Origin of the sequence: Paenarthrobacter sp. CCNWLY172 (assembly GCF_037402035.1) — a bacterium.
Lineage (GTDB): Bacteria > Actinomycetota > Actinomycetes > Actinomycetales > Micrococcaceae > Arthrobacter.
This window is the reverse complement of sequence record NZ_JBBEGB010000004.1, coordinates 55,533-72,414: the sequence shown is the minus strand read 5'-3', so window position 1 is coordinate 72,414 and position 16,882 is coordinate 55,533. Positions and strand designations below refer to the sequence as shown.

Below are 16,882 nucleotides of genomic sequence, written 5' to 3'. Positions count from 1 at the left end.
CCGCTCAACGGGGCTAAATCCTACGAAATCCTGCGAAACGGACCGTCACAAGCGAGCCGCGAAAGACGTACCAGGAGGGCGCCGCGGACGGGCTAGGGTAGGGACATTTCCGAACAAATAGCACCGAACACTCACAGTCATTTCCTGTCAAACCCTTGACCGAACGGTTGAAGCGCTGGTAAACCTTGTTGGCGGAAAGCGTTTTCTCGCAGACTTCAGCCTCTTGTCCACCAAGCAAGGCGGTGTTGTCTCCGTATGTGAAACGTTCCAATATCGGCTCGCAGACCCCCTGCTGCCCAGCATCAAAGGAGATGTTCTTTGGCCTACCCCTCGAAATGTTCCTACCGCTCCTCCCGTGGCCGTGCGTGGAAAGCAGTCCCGCTCGCGGCCTCCGCTTCACTCGCTGCCGCGGCCATCGCGCTGACTGGAGTCCCGATCGCCCAAGCAGCCCCCACCCAACTCCCGCAGGCAGCGCAAGCCAACCTTCCCGGCGTCGTGCCTGCCGCGAATGACGCAGCATCGCTGAAGCGCCAAGTGGAAAACCTGGACCGTGCGCCGGTGGCCGTCCTGACGGACCAAGGAGTCACACTGAGCTGGCGCATGTTGGGCCTGGACAAGGACAGCATCGGTTTCCAGGTCCTGCGTGACGGCGTCAACATCACCCCGGAGCCCCTCCGCAATGCCACCATGTTCGTGGACGCTGGCGGCACTGCGGAGTCGAGCTATGTCATCAAGACCGTCGGAAACGGACAGGGCCAGGACAAGCTGACCGAGGCCGTGACGCCACTTGCGCAGAACTACTTGGCCATTAAGCTGGACAAACCGGCTGACGGAGTGACCCCGGACGGCAAGGCTTACACGTACTCGGCCAACGACGCCACCGTCGCGGACCTCGACGGCGACGGCAAGTACGAGGTCATCCAGACCTGGTCGCCGTCCAATGCCAAGGACAACTCCCAGTCCGGCTACACGGGCAATGTCTACGTCGACGCCTACAAGCTGGATGGCACCAAGCTGTGGCGCATTGACCTTGGCCGCAACATCAGGGCAGGCGCACACTATACGCAGGTCCTGGCCTACGACTTCGACGGCGACGGCAAGGCTGAGGTTTCCCTCAAGACAGCGGACGGCACCCGCGATGCGGCAGGGACAGTGATCGGGAACGCCGACGCCGATTTCCGCAACGCCGCTGGATATGTCCTGTCCGGTCCGGAATTCCTTACCGTCTTCAAGGGTGAGACCGGCACCATCCTGGACACGGTGACCTACGAGCCCGAGCGCGGTGCTGTGACCGGCTGGGGCGACAACTACGGCAACCGCGTGGATCGTTTCCTGGCAGGCGTGGCCTACCTTGATGGCGAGCACCCCTCCATGATGTTCAGCCGCGGCTACTACACCCGGACGGTCCTGGTCACCTACGACATCGTCGACGGCAAGCTCGTGAAGCGCTGGACCTTTGATTCCAACCTGGCCGGCGATCAGTACAAGGGGCAGGGTAACCACAACCTGTCCGTCGCCGACGTCGATCAGGATGGCAAGGACGAGTTCATCTTCGGTTCCATGACCATTGATGACAACGGCCAGCCGCTCTACAACACCAAGCTCGGCCACGGCGATGCCATTCACACCAGTGACCTCGATCCGTCCAGGCCAGGGCTGGAAACGTTCGCCGTCCACGAAAGCATGAGCCAGAGCGGCAACCGCGGAGCAACCTTCCGTGATGCCGCAACCGGTGAGGTCCTGTGGAGCATCCCGGCCATCAAAGACACCGGACGTGGGGCGGCAGGCGACATCGATCCCCGCTATGCAGGCGCCGAAGGGTGGGCCATCGGCGGTTCTGCTGCCTGGGATTCACCCGTTGGCCAGCTCATGTCCGCCAAGGGTGAGTTGATTGCGGAAAAGATCCCGGCCGCCAACTTCCTGGCTTGGTGGGATGGTGACCTGCTCCGCGAAATCGTGGACCATGACTACGACGCCACAGTGTCCCGCGGCGTTCCCACGATCTCCAAGTGGAACTGGGAAACGGAAACCAGTGACCGGCTCCTGACCGCCGACGGTGCCCGCAGCAACAACACCACCAAGGGCAACCCGTCCATCCAGGCTGACATCCTTGGCGACTGGCGGGAAGAGATCGCGTGGCCGTCCACTGACAGTACCGAGCTGCGGATCTACACCACCACGGCTCCTACCGAGGTGCGGCTGCGGACCCTGATGCACGACACCGTGTATCGGACAGCTGTAGCCCGCGAGAATGTTGCCTATAACCAGCCGCCGCACCCGGGCTTCTTCATTGGCGAGGGCATGCAGGCTCCGGCGATTCCCGCCGTTGTCTACACCGGCACCAAGAACTAGCCGCAGTTGTCAATGAAAAGTGCCGCCTGGGTCGCGTTGACCCGGGCGGCACTGATTCTATTGCTGTGTGGACACTACCGCTGTCCTGGCAGGCCGCCCATCGGCGGAATGAAGCCCGGGCCTTGACCTTCGCCTTCGTTCCGTTCCGCAGCGCTGCGGGTGTCGCTCTCGGCGGTCTCGTCCGAGTCCCCATCAACGTCTGCAAGACCGTTGGTCTGGTCGAACGGGTGGGTGACAGGATCGACGATTGGCGTTGACTCGGCGGTCGCTGTTCCTGACGCGGCCGCTGTTCCTGACGCGGCCGCAGGTGCCGCGGTGGTTCCTGCAGTCGTGCCCGTCTCCGGGGTCTGCTTTTCGATGTACTCCTTGAACTTCTTCAAGTCTGACTCAGCCTGCCTTTCAACGATATGCAGCTTGTCCCCCAGGAACTCCAGAACGCCATGCGGTTCGTACTCCAGTGACAAGTGCAGTGACGTCTGGCTGGGACCAGCTTCCTTGAACTCAACCCAGCCGGCGTTTTTGGCACCCTCCACGGCGGCCCAGGCCACGGCCCGGTTATGGTCCTGTTGAACGATTTTGGCTTCCCAGCGACGATGGACGCCGGCGATTTCGGCCACCCATTCGAGGCGGTCCTCACTGAGCCGCGTCACGCGTTCTACTCCGCCCATGAAATGCGGAAATTCCTCAAACTGCGTCCACTGCCAGTAAGCCGTACTGATCGGAACGTTGACCATGATTGTCTTGTTTACTTTCGTGGTCATGATGTACGTCTCCTCCTCAGGTCGATATTGATCAGCATACTTACAGTATCGGGCCTTTTGAAGCGTTAATACAGAGCTTGAAGGAGGGGAGTCAGTGGATGATCCGGCCATTCTGGACGAGGTAGTCCAGGTGCTCGGAGATGTCGGCCAGCACAACCTGGGCACGCCCATTGTTTCCATCACGGACAGCGCGGGTTCGCCTGTAGCGGTGCATGCCGATCACCGGATTGTGGTGCCCACTGAAGGCGAAGGCTTTTTCCCATCCCTGACAGGTGCCGTGGCTGCGGTCCAGGCGATCGCCGTCGAGCTTGCCTCCCTGGACCGCGAGCGTTCCAACCAGAACATCGCCGCTTCGGAGCGGACCTGGGACCAGATGCGGATCATGCATCCGCGCAGCAGTTCTTGATGGCTGTGGCTTCCTGACCTTCTTTGGGCCGACTCGAGTGCGGAATCAACCCTCTGGGGTTGCTGGCCACCCATATCAGCGGCAAAGAAGGTCAGGAAGCAGCAGGAATTACGACGCCGGGTCCTCCTGAGGTGCATCGGCCGCCGCCGGCAGCTGGTGACCGATCAGGGCCAGGTTCTGGATGACGGCCAAGCCGAACTGGGCGGTGTCGTTGGTGGAGACGGTGGGAGCCTCATCGACCGGCAGAAGCACGAACGGGGGCAGGATCTTCTTCAATGTGAAGGCCTCGGCATGGTTGAGGTTCTCCCCGCCCTCGGCAAAGCTCTCCCACGCCAACTCCGCGAGTTCCGGGGACCCCAGCCGGGCCGCGGCGTAGGCCGTGAGCCGGCTGTGTGCCTGGGTGAGGTAGATGCCCGCCAAGGGTTGCCCTACCTCCGCGACCTGCTCTTCCGGAGTGGCCAGGAACAGTCGGCAATACTGCATCCAGGCTTCCTCGAAGTCCTTGTCCGGAACCAGGCTGATCAGTTCGCTGCAGATTTCCACCAAACCGAACACGGCACTCAGGTGCGAGACGCTGATGACTTCCCGGCCGGCGTCGAACCTCCCGGCATCAAGGTCATACAGCGCTTCGCCTGTGAGGAATCCGTACTTCAGGGCGCCGATGTCTGCCATGGTTCCGAGGAGTCGATCCCGTGAGCGCGGGTTGCCGGTACGCTCCCAATCGGTCAGCCAGGTGGCCGCGAGGGAGCCCCAGTCCGTACCCAGCCCCACGCCCAGGGCGCCGCGGTCCGGGCGGTACGTATCGGCGTCGGGCCTGACTTTGCGGACGGGGTCCAAGCCGAGGAAGTTCTGGTCGCTGTCCACCAGTTCGGTGAGGAGATCGCCGGTTCGTTCATCGGCGGTCAGGTAGTAGTAGAAGCGCCGGTAGGCCGGAGTACTGATGCGCAGCTGCTTGGCGCTGCAGCCCCAGTGCTGGACGTTGTGCCGCGAACCCAATCCGCGCCACGGACCGAGGTGGTAGACATCCACCTCACCGGTGTGGCGGGTCATGGCCTCGGCGTAGCGGAAGACGTCCGCGCGGCCCGTCCGGAGGTACATGTACCAAAGCCAAAGGTCGGGCGACAGCTCGGAGTTGTCCCACGCGTAGCCGCCCACGTCGTAGCGCCACACGTGCCGATCGGTGTCGTAGGTGTGCATGACGTCGCCGTAGTTCCAGAATCCGTACCAGCGGCGCTGTTCGGTCTGGCCTTGATAGAAGTCGAACAGGAAGTCCAGCTTGTCTTCCAGTTCCGCCCGGGCCGGGGTGCTGCGATCCACCGGTGACCAATCCCCGAAGACCCCTGCCGCGTGCAGGTACTCAGGTGAGGGCTGCAACAGCGGGGGAGTGGACGCTGCCTTGGCATCGGCAGCGAGGCTTTCCGTGCTGGGGGTCGAGTCGTAGGCGAACAGCGTCAGCTCGTGGGTGCGTGCAATTCCTGTGGGGTTTCCGAAGCCGGGTTCGTAGTCCTCATACGTGATTTCGAGCCCCTCAAGCTGGTCCTCGAATGTGTCTTGGCCCAGGCCGTCGTGATAGAAACGGAGGTCCATCGGCTGGGCTTCGGGGGAGTAAAGCCAGGCGGTGACTTTCGCTTCCGCGGTGGCTGCCCCCCGGATGTCCAGCTGCCCCGGGTGCGACTGCCAGAAGTCCCGGATGCCAACACCGAAGCCACCATGGACATCGCTCAGCGAGCAGAACCCGGCCGCCCTGGTGCCGCCCGAGATACCCACCCAGCCGTGGCCGGGAGCAGTCCTTTTGCGAAGGTCAAAGCCGTCGGCTGTCAGTTGCGTCAGGGTGTAGTCGTTCCAGCCCGGGATGAGGTGGAGTCGTTCGGAAACCAGTGGGCTCCACTCGCTCAGGGGCGGGGTGGGCCGGCCGGCGATCTGCGCGGCGCGTACTTCGTCGCCCGGATCCCGTCGCAGTCCAGTCAGCCCGCGCACGGCCTCCACCAGGAATCCCCCGTCGGCGCCGGCGATCCTGACGTGCCTGTCATGCAGTTCGCTGTCCAGCGGCACGGTGAACACGACGCCCAAGCCGGCGAGGAAATCCTGCTCAGCGTCGCCGTCCCAGACGAACGAGTGAATCATTCTGACGCTGCGGGCGCCCGCGTAGAAGTAGAAGCGGACGGTGAACGGGAGCCATTCTTTGGCGCCGTCTTCTTCGCGGTGCAGGCCTTCCACCTTGACCACCGCGCGGACAGGACCAGCCTGCTCCACGGTGACACTGGTGGTGTGGCCGGTGAAACCAGTCCGGGTGGTGGTGCCCATTCCCTCTGCCGGTCCTGACTGCAGCAAGCTCACGAGGCGACCGTCTTTGGCCACCACCGCATCGTTGCGGCGAAGCTCGCTGAACAGGGTGCTGCCGCTCCGGTGCAGGACCATGTCCAGTGTGCCTGTGGATACGGTGATGGTGTTGTCGTCTTCGGCGACCGTCACTCCGGGTGAGCGTTCGACGACGGCTGCCGCGCCGCCGTCGTGCGTTTCGGTTGAGTGGGTGACCCGGTAAGCGGCCGCTGGCTGATCCGTGGCGCCGAGGGCGATGCCGGCCCACTTCAGGGAGCCATCGGGCCAGGTGGCCAGGGGCCAGGTTTGGGCGTTGACGGTGCTGCCGCTGGAGTCGAGGACCCCCAGGACGGCTGCGTCCTGCACGGTGCCGCGTTGGAACGGCATTCCCCACGTCGTGCCGCCGCTGAGTCCGGCGGGCGGTTCGCCATCGATCCACGTGATCGGGGCGTGCTGAGTCATGGTCAATTCCACCTAAGTGTTCGGGAAAACGCTTTCTTTGAGACGTTTCAACAACTTACCTGGGCGATGCGTAGGGCCGCAAGGGGTGGCCGTGTTTTGGCCATCACATCCGTTGACATCGGGCCCTTCCGGGCGTATCGTACAACCAAATGGTTGTAGATCAGCTCAGCAAAAAACCCTCCGGCGACGAACTCGACCGCCTGTTCCAGGCCCTCGCCGACGCAACCCGCCGGGACATCGTGGCCCGGGTGACGGCGGGGGAGTACTCGGTTTCCGGATTGGCTGCGCTGTACACCATGAGTTTCGCGGCCGTGCAAAAGCATGTTGCGGTCTTGGAACGGGCCTCCCTGGTGACCAAGGAGAAGCGTGGGAGGGAGCAAATTGTGCGGGGAAACCATGAGGGACTGCAGAAAGCCCGGCACCTGTTGGACCACTTCGAAATGATCTGGCGGCAACGTGCCAGCCGGATTGCGGACATACTCGCTGAAGATGACGAAAGGGAACTGCCATGACTGTTGTCAGCGTAAACAAGGATGTTGAGGCCCTGAGCTTCACCATCGTGGCCGAGTTCGATGCCGACGTGAAGCGCGTGTGGAGGATCTGGGAAGACCCCCGGCAGCTCGAACGCTGGTGGGGTCCGCCCACGTGGCCGGCCACTTTTGAGACCCACGAGTTCACCGCCGGGGGCAAGGCTGCTTATTACATGACCGGCCCGGATGGCACCAAAGCCCGCGGTTGGTGGAAGTTTACCGCCATTAACGCCCCGGATCATCTGGAATTTGACGACGGTTTCGCCGACGAGCACGGTGAGCCCGTAGACGACCTGGGCATCACCCACGCCACAGTGAAGCTTGAACCCGTGGACAACCGCACCCGAATGACCATCACCTCCAGCTTCGAATCCGAAGAGCAGATGCAGAAGATGGCCGAGATGGGCATGGAAGAAGGAATGCGGGAGGCGATCGAACAGATCGATGGCGTGCTTGCCGACGCCTGAGAACTGAACCGCATCCTAAAAGAAGCCGACGACGACGGGTGCCTCCCGCCGTCGTCGGCGTATTGTTTAAGTCCCGGCCGCCTTTCGAACGGACCAGTTACATGGCGCGATTGATCATCATGGGCCCTCCCGGTTCCGGCAAAGGCACGCAGGCGGAGCACCTTGCGCGGCATTTCGGGATACCCGCCATTTCCACGGGTGATCTTTTCCGCGCCCATGTCCGGGACAAGACGGATCTCGGCCTTGAAGCCGGTGAGTTCATGGACCGGGGTGAGTTTGTGCCGGACCACGTCACCACGGACATGCTCAAGCAGCGGATGGAAGAAGCCGATGCTGCCGATGGGTTTCTGTTGGACGGCTACCCGCGGACGGTGATCCAGATCGGAGCTTTGGACGAGATGCTCGCGGGCCGGGGACAGCCCTTGCAAGTTGTTCTGGCGCTCACGGCCTCGGACAGCGAGTTGCTGGCCCGGATGCTCCGCCGTGCTCAAGAGCAAGGTCGCAGCGATGACACCGAAGCCGTGATCCAGCGTCGGCTGGAGCTGTACCGGGACGAGACCCAGCCGGTTCTGGCGGCTTACTCGAAGCGCGGGATCTTGGTGACCGTTGATGGATCCGGCGATCGGGAAGCGATCACGGCATCTGCCATAGCGGCGGTGGAGGGCGCTCTGGCAGGTTAGCCGCTGGCGGGGGCCGGAAGCTCAGCGCCGAGAGCCCGGAGGTAGGAACCGAATCCTTCGGGGGCGCGGGCGTGTGTCCTGCCTGAGGTGACCACACGGATGGTGTCCGTAGATGTCACCGTGAAACCTTGCCGACGAAGACGCTCCACTAAACCCCGGTCTTCGTGGGAACGCAGCAAGGGAAAGCCGCCCGCCGCGAGGTAGGCCGAGGCCCTGATGCCTAAATTGGCTCCGTAGATATGCGGGTGGTCCTCGCGGAAGGGGTGCAACTCCAGCCAGCGCCCCAGAACTACAGGGTCCACATCGGTGGGGTCCGGCTCCACCGAGCCGAGGACGGCATCGGCCCCGGCGTTTGCCAGATCGACCTGCCGCACCAGCCAGTGCCCGGGGACGGTGGAATCGGCGTCGGTGTTGGCGAGCCATACGGTTGCATCCGCGTGTTCATCCTGCTGGAGTTGCAAGCGGTTCAGGGCTTCCCTGGCACCATGATCGCGGCTGGCACCTGTGCTGTGGAGCTTCACGGTGAGATTGTGAAAGCGGGCATCTTTGGCTCCAAACGCAGCGGAAATCGCCTCCGAACCGTCCGTGCAGTTATCCAGGACCACGGTGACTGAGGCGCCCACTCCGGGGCGTTCGCGTCCAAGGGTATCCAGTGCGGCGCGCAGTCCGGTCAGCGCCCGGCCAAGGCGCTGTTCCTCGTTGTGGGCAGGTATTACTACCGCCACGTTTCTGATTCCTGGCTGCTGTGAATGGGTCATGGTGAGCTATCCGGTGCCACCAGGACTTCCAGCATGAAGTCCTTCTCCTGGTAGAGCCCGTACGTGGGCCAGCCGAGGTGGGTGCGTGTCATGGTGTGCACAGACTCCGCGTCCAATTCCCAGCCCGAAATCGGATGCCGCCAATGGCACAGAAGCAGTGTTCCGCCAGGCGTAGTTGAGGCCTGGATTCTTGTTAGCAGTTCGGTGAGTTCTTCCCGTGAAAGGTAATAGCCCGTTTCGGACAGCACCACCAGGTCGAACATGCCTTCAGGCCACTCATGCGGCATGGTGAGGTGCCTGACCTCCGCTGATGGGTAGCTCGCGAGACGCTCCGCTGCCTGGGCCAAGGCTGCGCTGCTGGCGTCCACTCCCAGGAATGTCCGGCAACGCCGGGCCAGCTCCTCGCTGAGTGTGCCGATGGAACAGCCCAGTTCCAACCCGGACTCATAGCTTTCCTCGGGCAGGGCCGCGAGGGTCAGCGCCCTCTTGCGGCGTTCATACCAGCTGGTGGTGTAGCTCCACGGATCCTCTTCCCTTGAATGGACTTCGTCGAAGATGCGTTCCGCATCTGCTGCGCTGTTGCTCCCAGCTGTGGAGGGATGCCAGGCGAACGTCTCCCAAGGCCGCTCGAAGTGCTCCAGAAATGTCCCGGAAAGCAAAGTCTCGTCGCCCGGTTGTCCGGACAGCGGCTCTGTTTGCGAGGCGTGGGCGTGCATTGCTTTGGCCTTGGCCTGTTGTTCTTCCTGGCTCAGGGGCACGCGGACCCAACCATTCCAGGTGGTGTCCTCAGTTCCTGCCCACAACCAGTACCAAATGGGGTATTCCAGGAGCCCGTAGCCGTTTTGTGTGGCGAGGTCCGCGGCGACCGTGCCAAGGGTGTCGTGGTCCGTATGGCCGTCGGCACGGTAGGGAGCCACGATCACTACTTCCTCCGCCGCTCGCCCCGCGATGCTCTCGCTGATTGCCGCAGCAATACGGTCAGCGTTGGCAGCCAACTGTCCGTCGGGGAGTTCCAGGAACCGCCACGTCGCGCTGGGCGCCAGCCCTGACAAAGCAGTGTCGAACTCCGTGAGCCTGACAGCGGCAAGCTGTTCCGGCGTCGTGGTTGGCGAGTCTGGATGCGATGCCTCGCCCGCGGTGCACAGGATCATGTCGACTGCCGCGCCGGCTGCGTGCAGTCTGGCCAGGAAGCCGCCGGCGCCGAGTGATTCGTCGTCCGGGTGCGCGGCCAGGACAACGAACTTCCTGGCCGCAAGTTCTGCTGTATCCAGCGGCAGTTCGGGGAGGGCGGCCACTCCCGACGCTGCCCATTCCTGCTCCGACGTTCCGGTGTCAGTGTGGGAAAAGGTCACCACTGGCATTCTCCCTTCAGGGTCAGCGCGCCCAGCTGGGCGTCGTCCCGCATGGCGTGGTGCTGCCGGATGTACAGCGAGAGATCGGCCATGCGCTTTCCATACGCTTCATTGAACGCCAGCGGCGCGGGACCGAGGTTCTGCGTCACCACTGTTTGGACGCGCTCGACGGCGGCGGCAACAGTTCCGCGGATACGCAGGGCTTCGCTCCAGGCGCTGGGGCCGTTTGTGTCTGTGGGGTCTTCGCCGCGCTCGTCCAGTTCGCCGGCGTCGATTTGCTCTGCGGCTTGGGCCAGGTACCCGGTGACGGACGTGATGATCCTGTCCACCTCACCCAAGGAGGCGAGGGCGATCTGGTCCGGCTCCCTGCCATTTTCCGCGCCCTTGGCCAGTGCGCTCCTGAAATCCCTGGCCACGGCAACTGCTCCGCCGAGCCAGCACGCGGCAACGCCCATGCCGCCCCAGGCGAAACCGGGTCGGGTGAAGTACCACCTTTCGCCTCCGACCGGGGTTGCGGGGACTTGGTCGAAGTGGACGGTGCCGCTGGGAATTTCCTGGAGACCCCGGCTGGTCCACTGGGGTGTTTCGCAGGACACTCCGGGGTGCTTCAGGTTCACAGCGAATGCGGCCCGGCTGTTGTCTTCGGTGTGGGCCGTGATCACTGCACCATTCAGTTGGGCCGCGAGCGAGCACCAGGGTTTGGACCCGTTGAGGACGTAGTTCCCGGCGTTGTCCCGCTTGGCCTCGAGCTTCAAGCCGGGGCCCTCCGCAGCGAAGACTCCCCAGGCGCCATCCGGTGTAGCGGGTACGTCTGCTTGGGCAAGGATGGCCACGGCATCCAGATGTGGTTCCAGCACCCTCCCGGCCGCCACATCCACGGCTGTGACCGATGCCAGCAGTTCCCAGAGCTTGGCGGTATTTCCTTCGCCGGGCTGGGGGGCCGTCATCCCGATCTCCGTAGCGATGGCAAGCAGAGCAGGGACATCGCCCACGGATTCCCGCACCTTTTCCAGCATCGGCTCGAGGGCTTGGAGCTGGACGAGCTCGGAACTGATGCGTACAGGCTGGGCTTCGGAGTCGCTCATGATCCCAAGCCTATTCTAAGGAGCCTTAGGTTATGCGTGTGGAGGGCAAGAGAACGACGGCGGGTGGTTGCCGCCGTCGTTCTTGGTGATTTGCGTGTTGTGGTTCTGGACTCTAGATGATGGTGTTCATGACGTTCCAACCGGAGCCGACCTGGACCCGGGGGAGCCAGCCCTGCTTGCCGTTACCGGGGTAGAGCCAGAGTGTCCCGGCTGAGTCGCGGGCCAGGAGATCCACATTGCCGTCGCCGTTGAAGTCGCCTGGAGTGGCTATGGCAGTCATGGCATTCCAGCCCCAACCGATTTGATCGCCCCAGCCAAAGGAAGTTCGCGGATAGCCTCTGAAACTCCATAGCGCCCCGTTGGCATCCCGGGTCACCAAATCCTCGGTCCCGTCCTTCGCGATATCTCCTATGCCGGAGATGAAGTTCATGCCATTCAGGTCTCTGCCAACCAACTCCTGGGTTAGCCAGCCGCCCCGGCCGTTGCCGCGATACTGCCACAGCTGTCCGGAGCTGTCGCGGGCAGCAACGTCGGCATTTCCATCCAGGTCAAGATCACCAATTCCCGTGATGGCGGTCATGGCGTTCCAGCCTTGGCCTACTTGCAGCCTGGCTTGCCAGCCACCCTTGCCGTTACCTGGATATAGCCATAAGACTCCGCTGGTGTCACGGGCCAGTACATCGGCTTTGCCGTCACCCGTGAAATCCCCGGGAGAGACGAGAGCTGTCATGACGTTCCAACCTTGGCCGACCTTGGATGGCGACTGCCAGCCGCCGCTGCCGTTGCCAGGATAAAGCCACAAGTCTCCACTGTTGGTACGAGCCAGGACGTCCGGTCTTTTGTCGCCGGTAAAGTCGTGCCTGATATCAGCCGGCTTGATGGTGATCGTGATGGTTGGGGTCAGTGCATCCGGGCCGTAACCGTTGCTGGCAGATATGCGGAAGCTGAAGGTTCCAGGGATGCTGGGCACGCCGGATAGGAGTCCATTTGGATTCTGTGACACCAGAGTCAGGCCTGGGGGCAGTGCACCGCTGGCAACTTTGAACTGCGGTGTCAGGGAGCCGCTCGCCGTCATCTCATGGTGGTATCGAGCCCCCACAGAACCGCTGCTGGGAGGGAGGGCCGATGTGAATGAGGGGGCGACGTTTCTTCCATCGATGGTCCGGACCCGACTTCCACCGCGATCGGCTACGTAGATCTTGTTGGTCTTTTGGTTAATTGCCAGAGTCTCGGGATTATCGAAACCCTGTACGTGCCCGAGGACGTTTGCCTTGGTGTCGAAGACGGTTACCCGGTGCCGGTAATAGTCTGAGGCGTAGACCTTATTGGTGACCTCGTTGACGGCAATGCTGAGGTAATGGGTGCGCTCAGTCGGCGTATTGACCAGAGTCCTTGCTGTCGCGTCGAGGGCTGTCAGATATTGGTTGCCTTCGTCGGCTGCATAAACCGTGTTGGTTTGGCGGTTGATTGCCATCACTCCAGGGCGGGCGTTCGACCCGGTGGGAATCATGGATATTTGGTTGGTTTGTCCGCTGAGTACGGCAAATCCCTTGGCGTCCGGGCAGCTGAAGTAGACCATATTCGTAATGGGGTTCAGGACCACGGACTGTGCCGGGGTGCCGAGGTCAAGCTGGGTGACTTTTTTACTGACCCCATCCAGGATGGCCACTTTGCTGCTCTCCCACGCGGTGGCATAGAGCTTGTTGCTTATCTCATTGATGGCGAGACTTCTGATGTCCCCATAAATTGGAATTTGGGTGACGGCCAAGCTGGCTCCGTTGATGACATAGATGCCGCCTGTTGATTCCCCGTTGGCGACGTAGAGCTCATTGGTGGTCTGATTCACCACCATTTTTTCCGGTTGGCCAACTGTTGAAATTCTTTTCGTTGCTTCCGATGCCCCGTCAATGACGGTAATGGTATAGCTGGCTGAATGAGAGACGTATATCTTGTTGGTCTTCTCATTGATGGCTACGCTCTCGGGGTAGTCTGCCACGGCGATCGACCTTGACGCCGAAGTGGCACCGTCGATGACTGTCACGGATTTCCCATACTGGTTGGCGACGTACGTCCTGTTGGTCGTGACGTTGACGGCTACGTCGTTGGGGTTGCTGCTGTTAACGATGTGGTCCATGAGGGTATCGGCTTTAGCCTGTTGGCCCCCCGGTACCATCAGGAACGTCAGCGCAGTGATCACTGCCAGAAGTGCAGCGGCAACAACCCGGCCGACGCCCCTGCTGAAAGACAAAGATCTACCCAGAGCAGCCAACGGCCCAACCCCCAAAAAATCCAATGCGCGACTATCGCGTCAACCAGCGAATCCTACAGCCCGCAGAGGCCGAATTGTGATCCGCGCCGCATTGTTGCGTGCCGAGGTCTCTTACCCGCGAACGCCCCAACGATCCCCACCCCCGCGAAAGTTCCCATGGGTCCCAACATGAAGCGCATCTTCACAGCTTTTGTCACGCTTGTCACATCTTGTTGTCATTAACGGTGACAGGTTCCGTAGCTTGGAAGGGTCAGCATTCCCAAGCTCAAGGAACCCCATGCCGCAGCCCAACGATTCCGCTACCGTCCCTACTGACTCGCACAGCCCGCCGGGAAAGAACCGGGGCAAAGGTACAGCCAAGCCAAGCTTCCTCAGCAATCTCGGCGCCGACCTTCCCGCGTCCCTCGTAGTCTTCCTCGTCGCACTCCCACTGTCGCTGGGTATCGCCGCCGCCTCCGGAGCTCCTGTCATGGCCGGCCTCATCGCCGCAGCCGTGGGCGGCATCATCGCAGGCAGCCTGGGTGGCTCCCCACTGCAGGTGAGCGGCCCCGCTGCCGGTCTGACCGTCGTCGTCGCCGGTCTTGTGGACGAATTCGGCTGGGCGGTGACGTGTGCCATTACAGTCGGTGCCGGCGTCGTGCAGTTACTCATGGGTGTCAGCCGCATTGGCCGGGCCGCGCTGGCAGTGTCGCCCGTGGTGGTCAAGGCGATGCTCGCGGGCATTGGCATCACCATCATCCTGCAGCAACTCCACGTGCTGCTCGGCGGCCAAGCTGCCGGGTCCGCCGTCGAAAACCTCACGGCATTGCCGGCGGCCATCACCAACGTGGAGCTGCACTCGGCGTTGCTGGGTCTTGCTGTTGTCGCGATCCTGATGGCCTGGAAGTTCCTCCCGGCGTCGGTGCGAAAGATCCCCGGACCGCTCGCCGCCGTCGTCGCAGTCACGGCCCTGTCCGTCGCGGTGGCGCCAGGCGTTGAGCGCATCAGCTTCAGCGGCTCCGTCTTCGACGCCGTCGCGTTGCCAAGCCTGCCCGACGGCACCTGGCGGGCAGCGGCCATGGCCGTCATCACGGTGGCCCTGATCGCGAGCATCGAGTCGCTCCTGTCCGCCGTCGCCGTCGACAAAATGCACGGCGGTTCGCGCACCAACCTCAACCGCGAACTGGTGGGCCAAGGCTCCGCGAACGTTGTCTCCGGCATGCTCGGCGGACTTCCTGTGACCGGCGTGATTGTCCGCAGCGCCACCAATGTTGAAGCCGGCGCGAAAAGCCGCACCTCCGCCATCCTGCACGGCGTCTGGGTCCTCGTCTTCTCCGCACTGTTCGCCGGGCTGATCCAATTGATTCCGCTGTCCGTGCTGGCTGGCCTGCTGCTGGTCATCGGCGCGAAGCTCATCAAGGTTGCCGACATCCGCACCAGCCTCCGTACCGGCGAGCTCCTGGTCTACAGCGTCACGCTGGTGTGCGTCGTGGTGCTCAACCTCCTCGAAGGCGTAATCATCGGCCTGGCCCTCGCCGCCCTCTGCGTGCTGTGGAGGGTTCTCCGGGCGCAGATCAATGCCCATGCGCCCGCCGGTGCTGCCCTTCCGTGGCGCGTTGTTATCGCCGGATCGTGCAGCTTCTTCGCGCTGCCCCGGCTCAACCGCGTCCTCCACTCAGTGCCCGAAGGCCAGGACACCGTGGTGGAGCTCAACGCAGACTACCTGGACCACGCCTTTCGCGAAGCGTTGGTCGCCTGGCAGAAGCAGCATCGGAGCACGGGCGCCTCGGTAATCCTTGAGGAACACGGCACCACCGCCTTCACCGATGCCCAGGACAACACCCCGCAGCGGCAGGACCCGCGCGAATTCCCGCTGCCGCCGCGCACGTCCTGGCTGCCGCCCGGTGACGGTCCAACAGCGGACGACGACAGCGGGCAGCCGCCGCTGCGGTCCATCCTCCTGGGCATCGACAAATACCATCGCCGGCACGCTGACAAGGTCCGCCCCCTGGTTCAGGACCTCACCGAAAGCCAGAACCCGGACACCCTCTTCGTGGCGTGCGTCGACTCCCGGGTCAACCCCAACCTGATCACCAGCAGCGGACCGGGTGACCTTCTCACGCTCCGCAACATTGGCAACGTGGTGTGCAGCGATGGCCGGGATGCCTCCATTGATTCAACGCTGTCATTTGCGGTCAAGGCGCTGTCCGTGGATTCGATCGCTATTTGCGGGCACTCCAACTGCGGCGCAATGAAGGCCGTCATTGCTGATGCAGAGGGTTCTGCCCCTGCCCTGGGTACGGGCTTTGATACCTGGCTGGAGCACGCACGGCCCAGCTACTCGGCGTTGCTCGCCGGCCATCCTGTTGCCCGCGCGGCCGAGGCCGAGGGCTACAGCCGGCTGGACCAGCTGAGCATGGTGAACATTGCCGTGCAGCTCCGGAAGCTGGAGGACCACCCCGTCACTGGGCCAGCCCTTGCCTCGGGCAGCGTGCAAGCCACGGGGTTGTTCTACGACATTTGCACCGCCCGGGTTGTGCTGGTGACGCCTGAGGGTATCGAACAGTTGGATCCGGGCATGGCTGTTCGTTCCTAGTTTTTTCGCCGGACCACCACCACCCATTTCGGGCACCGAACGGCCCCTGACACGCCTGTTGGCGGCGTGTCGGGGGTCGTTGCGGTTTCAAAGCAGGTGGTGGGGGTACGTGCCCCAACCACGGCAACGTGCGGAATACTGGAATCACGATGTCCGGCAGGCGAGGGCTGGCGTGCGAGGAGGTGGCAGGACGTGAACGCCGAGAATAACGTCTTCAGGCGCAGGCTTGAGCGCGGCGCCGAACTGCGGGCAGTCCGGTCATGGGGCGGCAACGCGGAAGAAGACGCAGAGCTTGAGGCCGCCGACGCCGAGGAACGCGAGAAACGCCGCAAAGTGGACGACGCGGCAAGGGTCGAGTACCTCATCCGGGACGCCATGAACCAAGGCAAGTTCGACAACCTGAAATACGCCGGAAAACCAATCCCCGGGCTGGGGGAGCACTACGATCCCGACTGGTGGGTCAAAGGCCTCATCCAACGCGAACGCCTCAGCGGGATCGGTCCGCCAGCCATTCTGCTCCGGATCGAGGACTCCGAGCTCGACGCCAAGCTGGACCAACAGTACACGGACAAACAGGTCCGGGACATTCTTGAGGACTTCAACAAACGCGTGATCGAGGCCAGGCGGCAACTTCAGGGCGGGCCACCGGTGATCACCAAGCTCCGCGACGTGGACGCTGAACTGGAAAAATGGCGGGAACGCAGGTCAGCCGCAGCTCCGCCGGAGCCGGAACCCGAGCAGCCGGGCAAGCGGACGTGGTGGCAGCGGATCTGGAACGGCTCCGGCTAGCCCAACTAGGTAACAGCAAACGTCCCAATCAGCCCTCAGTGGTGCGTTTGCTGTCACTTACTTGGGTGGGCGGGCGC

Annotated in this window: 13 protein-coding genes; 7 read left to right on the top strand and 6 right to left on the bottom strand. The window is 62.9% G+C overall.

The features are described from left to right. Positions 1-318 precede the first annotated feature (318 nt). A complete protein-coding gene (locus WBN73_RS07010; RefSeq protein ID WP_337339998.1) occupies positions 319-2,352 on the top strand; it encodes a rhamnogalacturonan lyase in 2,034 nt (677 codons plus the stop codon). 74 nt (positions 2,353-2,426) lie between these two features. On the opposite strand, the gene WBN73_RS07005 is transcribed toward WBN73_RS07010, so the two are convergent. Continuing rightward, a complete protein-coding gene (locus WBN73_RS07005; RefSeq protein ID WP_337339999.1) occupies positions 2,427-3,113 on the bottom strand; it encodes an SRPBCC family protein in 687 nt (228 codons plus the stop codon). Positions 3,114-3,207: 94 nt separating this feature from the next. Between WBN73_RS07005 and WBN73_RS07000 the strand changes: the two genes are divergently transcribed. Next, positions 3,208-3,519: a hypothetical protein gene (locus tag WBN73_RS07000; RefSeq protein ID WP_337340000.1), complete on the top strand. Its 312-nt coding sequence runs from the start codon at positions 3,208-3,210 to the stop codon at positions 3,517-3,519. A gap of 108 nt (positions 3,520-3,627) precedes the next feature. Here the strand turns inward: WBN73_RS07000 and WBN73_RS06995 are convergent, their stop codons facing one another. Next, positions 3,628-6,300: an exo-rhamnogalacturonan lyase family protein gene (locus WBN73_RS06995; RefSeq protein ID WP_337340001.1), complete on the bottom strand. Its 2,673-nt coding sequence runs from the start codon at positions 6,298-6,300 to the stop codon at positions 3,628-3,630. 149 nt (positions 6,301-6,449) lie between these two features. Here WBN73_RS06995 and WBN73_RS06990 point away from each other — a divergent pair, with 149 nt between their 5' ends. The 3 genes from WBN73_RS06990 to WBN73_RS06980 all read left to right on the top strand — a co-directional run bounded on the left by WBN73_RS06990 (position 6,450) and on the right by WBN73_RS06980 (position 7,977). Next, positions 6,450-6,812 carry an ArsR/SmtB family transcription factor gene (locus WBN73_RS06990; RefSeq protein WP_207594778.1) on the top strand — a complete coding sequence of 121 codons (363 nt, stop codon included), beginning with the start codon at positions 6,450-6,452 and terminating at the stop codon, positions 6,810-6,812. Further along, a complete protein-coding gene (locus WBN73_RS06985; protein ID WP_337340002.1) occupies positions 6,809-7,297 on the top strand; it encodes an SRPBCC family protein in 489 nt (162 codons plus the stop codon). The genes WBN73_RS06990 and WBN73_RS06985 overlap by 4 nt, the downstream gene beginning before the upstream one ends. A gap of 101 nt (positions 7,298-7,398) precedes the next feature. Next, the gene (locus tag WBN73_RS06980; RefSeq protein WP_337340003.1) at positions 7,399-7,977 is read left to right on the top strand and encodes an adenylate kinase; all 579 of its coding nucleotides are present in this window, start codon (positions 7,399-7,401) and stop codon (positions 7,975-7,977) included. Here the strand turns inward: WBN73_RS06980 and WBN73_RS06975 are convergent. From WBN73_RS06975 to WBN73_RS06960, 4 genes are all read right to left on the bottom strand, one after another. Continuing rightward, a complete protein-coding gene (locus WBN73_RS06975; RefSeq protein ID WP_337340004.1) occupies positions 7,974-8,702 on the bottom strand; it encodes a glycosyltransferase in 729 nt (242 codons plus the stop codon). The two genes, WBN73_RS06980 and WBN73_RS06975, sit on opposite strands and share 4 nt — an antisense overlap. Positions 8,703-8,731: 29 nt before the next feature. Beyond that, the gene (locus WBN73_RS06970; RefSeq protein ID WP_337340005.1) at positions 8,732-10,090 is read right to left on the bottom strand and encodes a bifunctional PIG-L family deacetylase/class I SAM-dependent methyltransferase; all 1,359 of its coding nucleotides are present in this window, start codon (positions 10,088-10,090) and stop codon (positions 8,732-8,734) included. Beyond that, a complete protein-coding gene (locus WBN73_RS06965; RefSeq protein ID WP_337340006.1) occupies positions 10,084-11,172 on the bottom strand; it encodes an acyl-CoA dehydrogenase family protein in 1,089 nt (362 codons plus the stop codon). Before WBN73_RS06965 ends, WBN73_RS06970 begins: the two co-directional genes overlap by 7 nt. A gap of 112 nt (positions 11,173-11,284) precedes the next feature. Next, a complete protein-coding gene (locus tag WBN73_RS06960; protein ID WP_337340007.1) occupies positions 11,285-13,420 on the bottom strand; it encodes an FG-GAP-like repeat-containing protein in 2,136 nt (711 codons plus the stop codon). A gap of 298 nt (positions 13,421-13,718) precedes the next feature. On the opposite strand from WBN73_RS06960, the gene WBN73_RS06955 reads away from it, so the two are divergent. Continuing rightward, complete coding sequence (locus WBN73_RS06955; RefSeq protein WP_337340008.1) at positions 13,719-16,016, top strand: bifunctional SulP family inorganic anion transporter/carbonic anhydrase; 2,298 nt, start codon at positions 13,719-13,721, stop codon at positions 16,014-16,016. A 192-nt stretch (positions 16,017-16,208) separates the two neighbouring features. Then, the gene (locus tag WBN73_RS06950) at positions 16,209-16,805 is read left to right on the top strand and encodes a J-domain-containing protein (RefSeq protein ID WP_207594762.1); all 597 of its coding nucleotides are present in this window, start codon (positions 16,209-16,211) and stop codon (positions 16,803-16,805) included. Positions 16,806-16,882: the final 77 nt, after the last annotated feature.

Bases quoted from the DNA above. Each gene is read 5' to 3' on its own strand.
- WBN73_RS06955 (WP_337340008.1), top strand. From the start codon at position 13,719: ATGCCGCAGCCCAACGATTCCGCTACCGTCCCTACTGACTCGCACAGC.
- WBN73_RS06965 (WP_337340006.1), bottom strand. From the start codon at position 11,172: ATGAGCGACTCCGAAGCCCAGCCTGTACGCATCAGTTCCGAGCTCGTC.
- WBN73_RS07005 (WP_337339999.1), bottom strand. From the start codon at position 3,113: ATGACCACGAAAGTAAACAAGACAATCATGGTCAACGTTCCGATCAGT.
- WBN73_RS06980 (WP_337340003.1), top strand. From the start codon at position 7,399: ATGGCGCGATTGATCATCATGGGCCCTCCCGGTTCCGGCAAAGGCACG.
- WBN73_RS06995 (WP_337340001.1), bottom strand. From the start codon at position 6,300: ATGACTCAGCACGCCCCGATCACGTGGATCGATGGCGAACCGCCCGCC.
- WBN73_RS06985 (WP_337340002.1), top strand. From the start codon at position 6,809: ATGACTGTTGTCAGCGTAAACAAGGATGTTGAGGCCCTGAGCTTCACC.
- WBN73_RS06990 (WP_207594778.1), top strand. From the start codon at position 6,450: ATGGTTGTAGATCAGCTCAGCAAAAAACCCTCCGGCGACGAACTCGAC.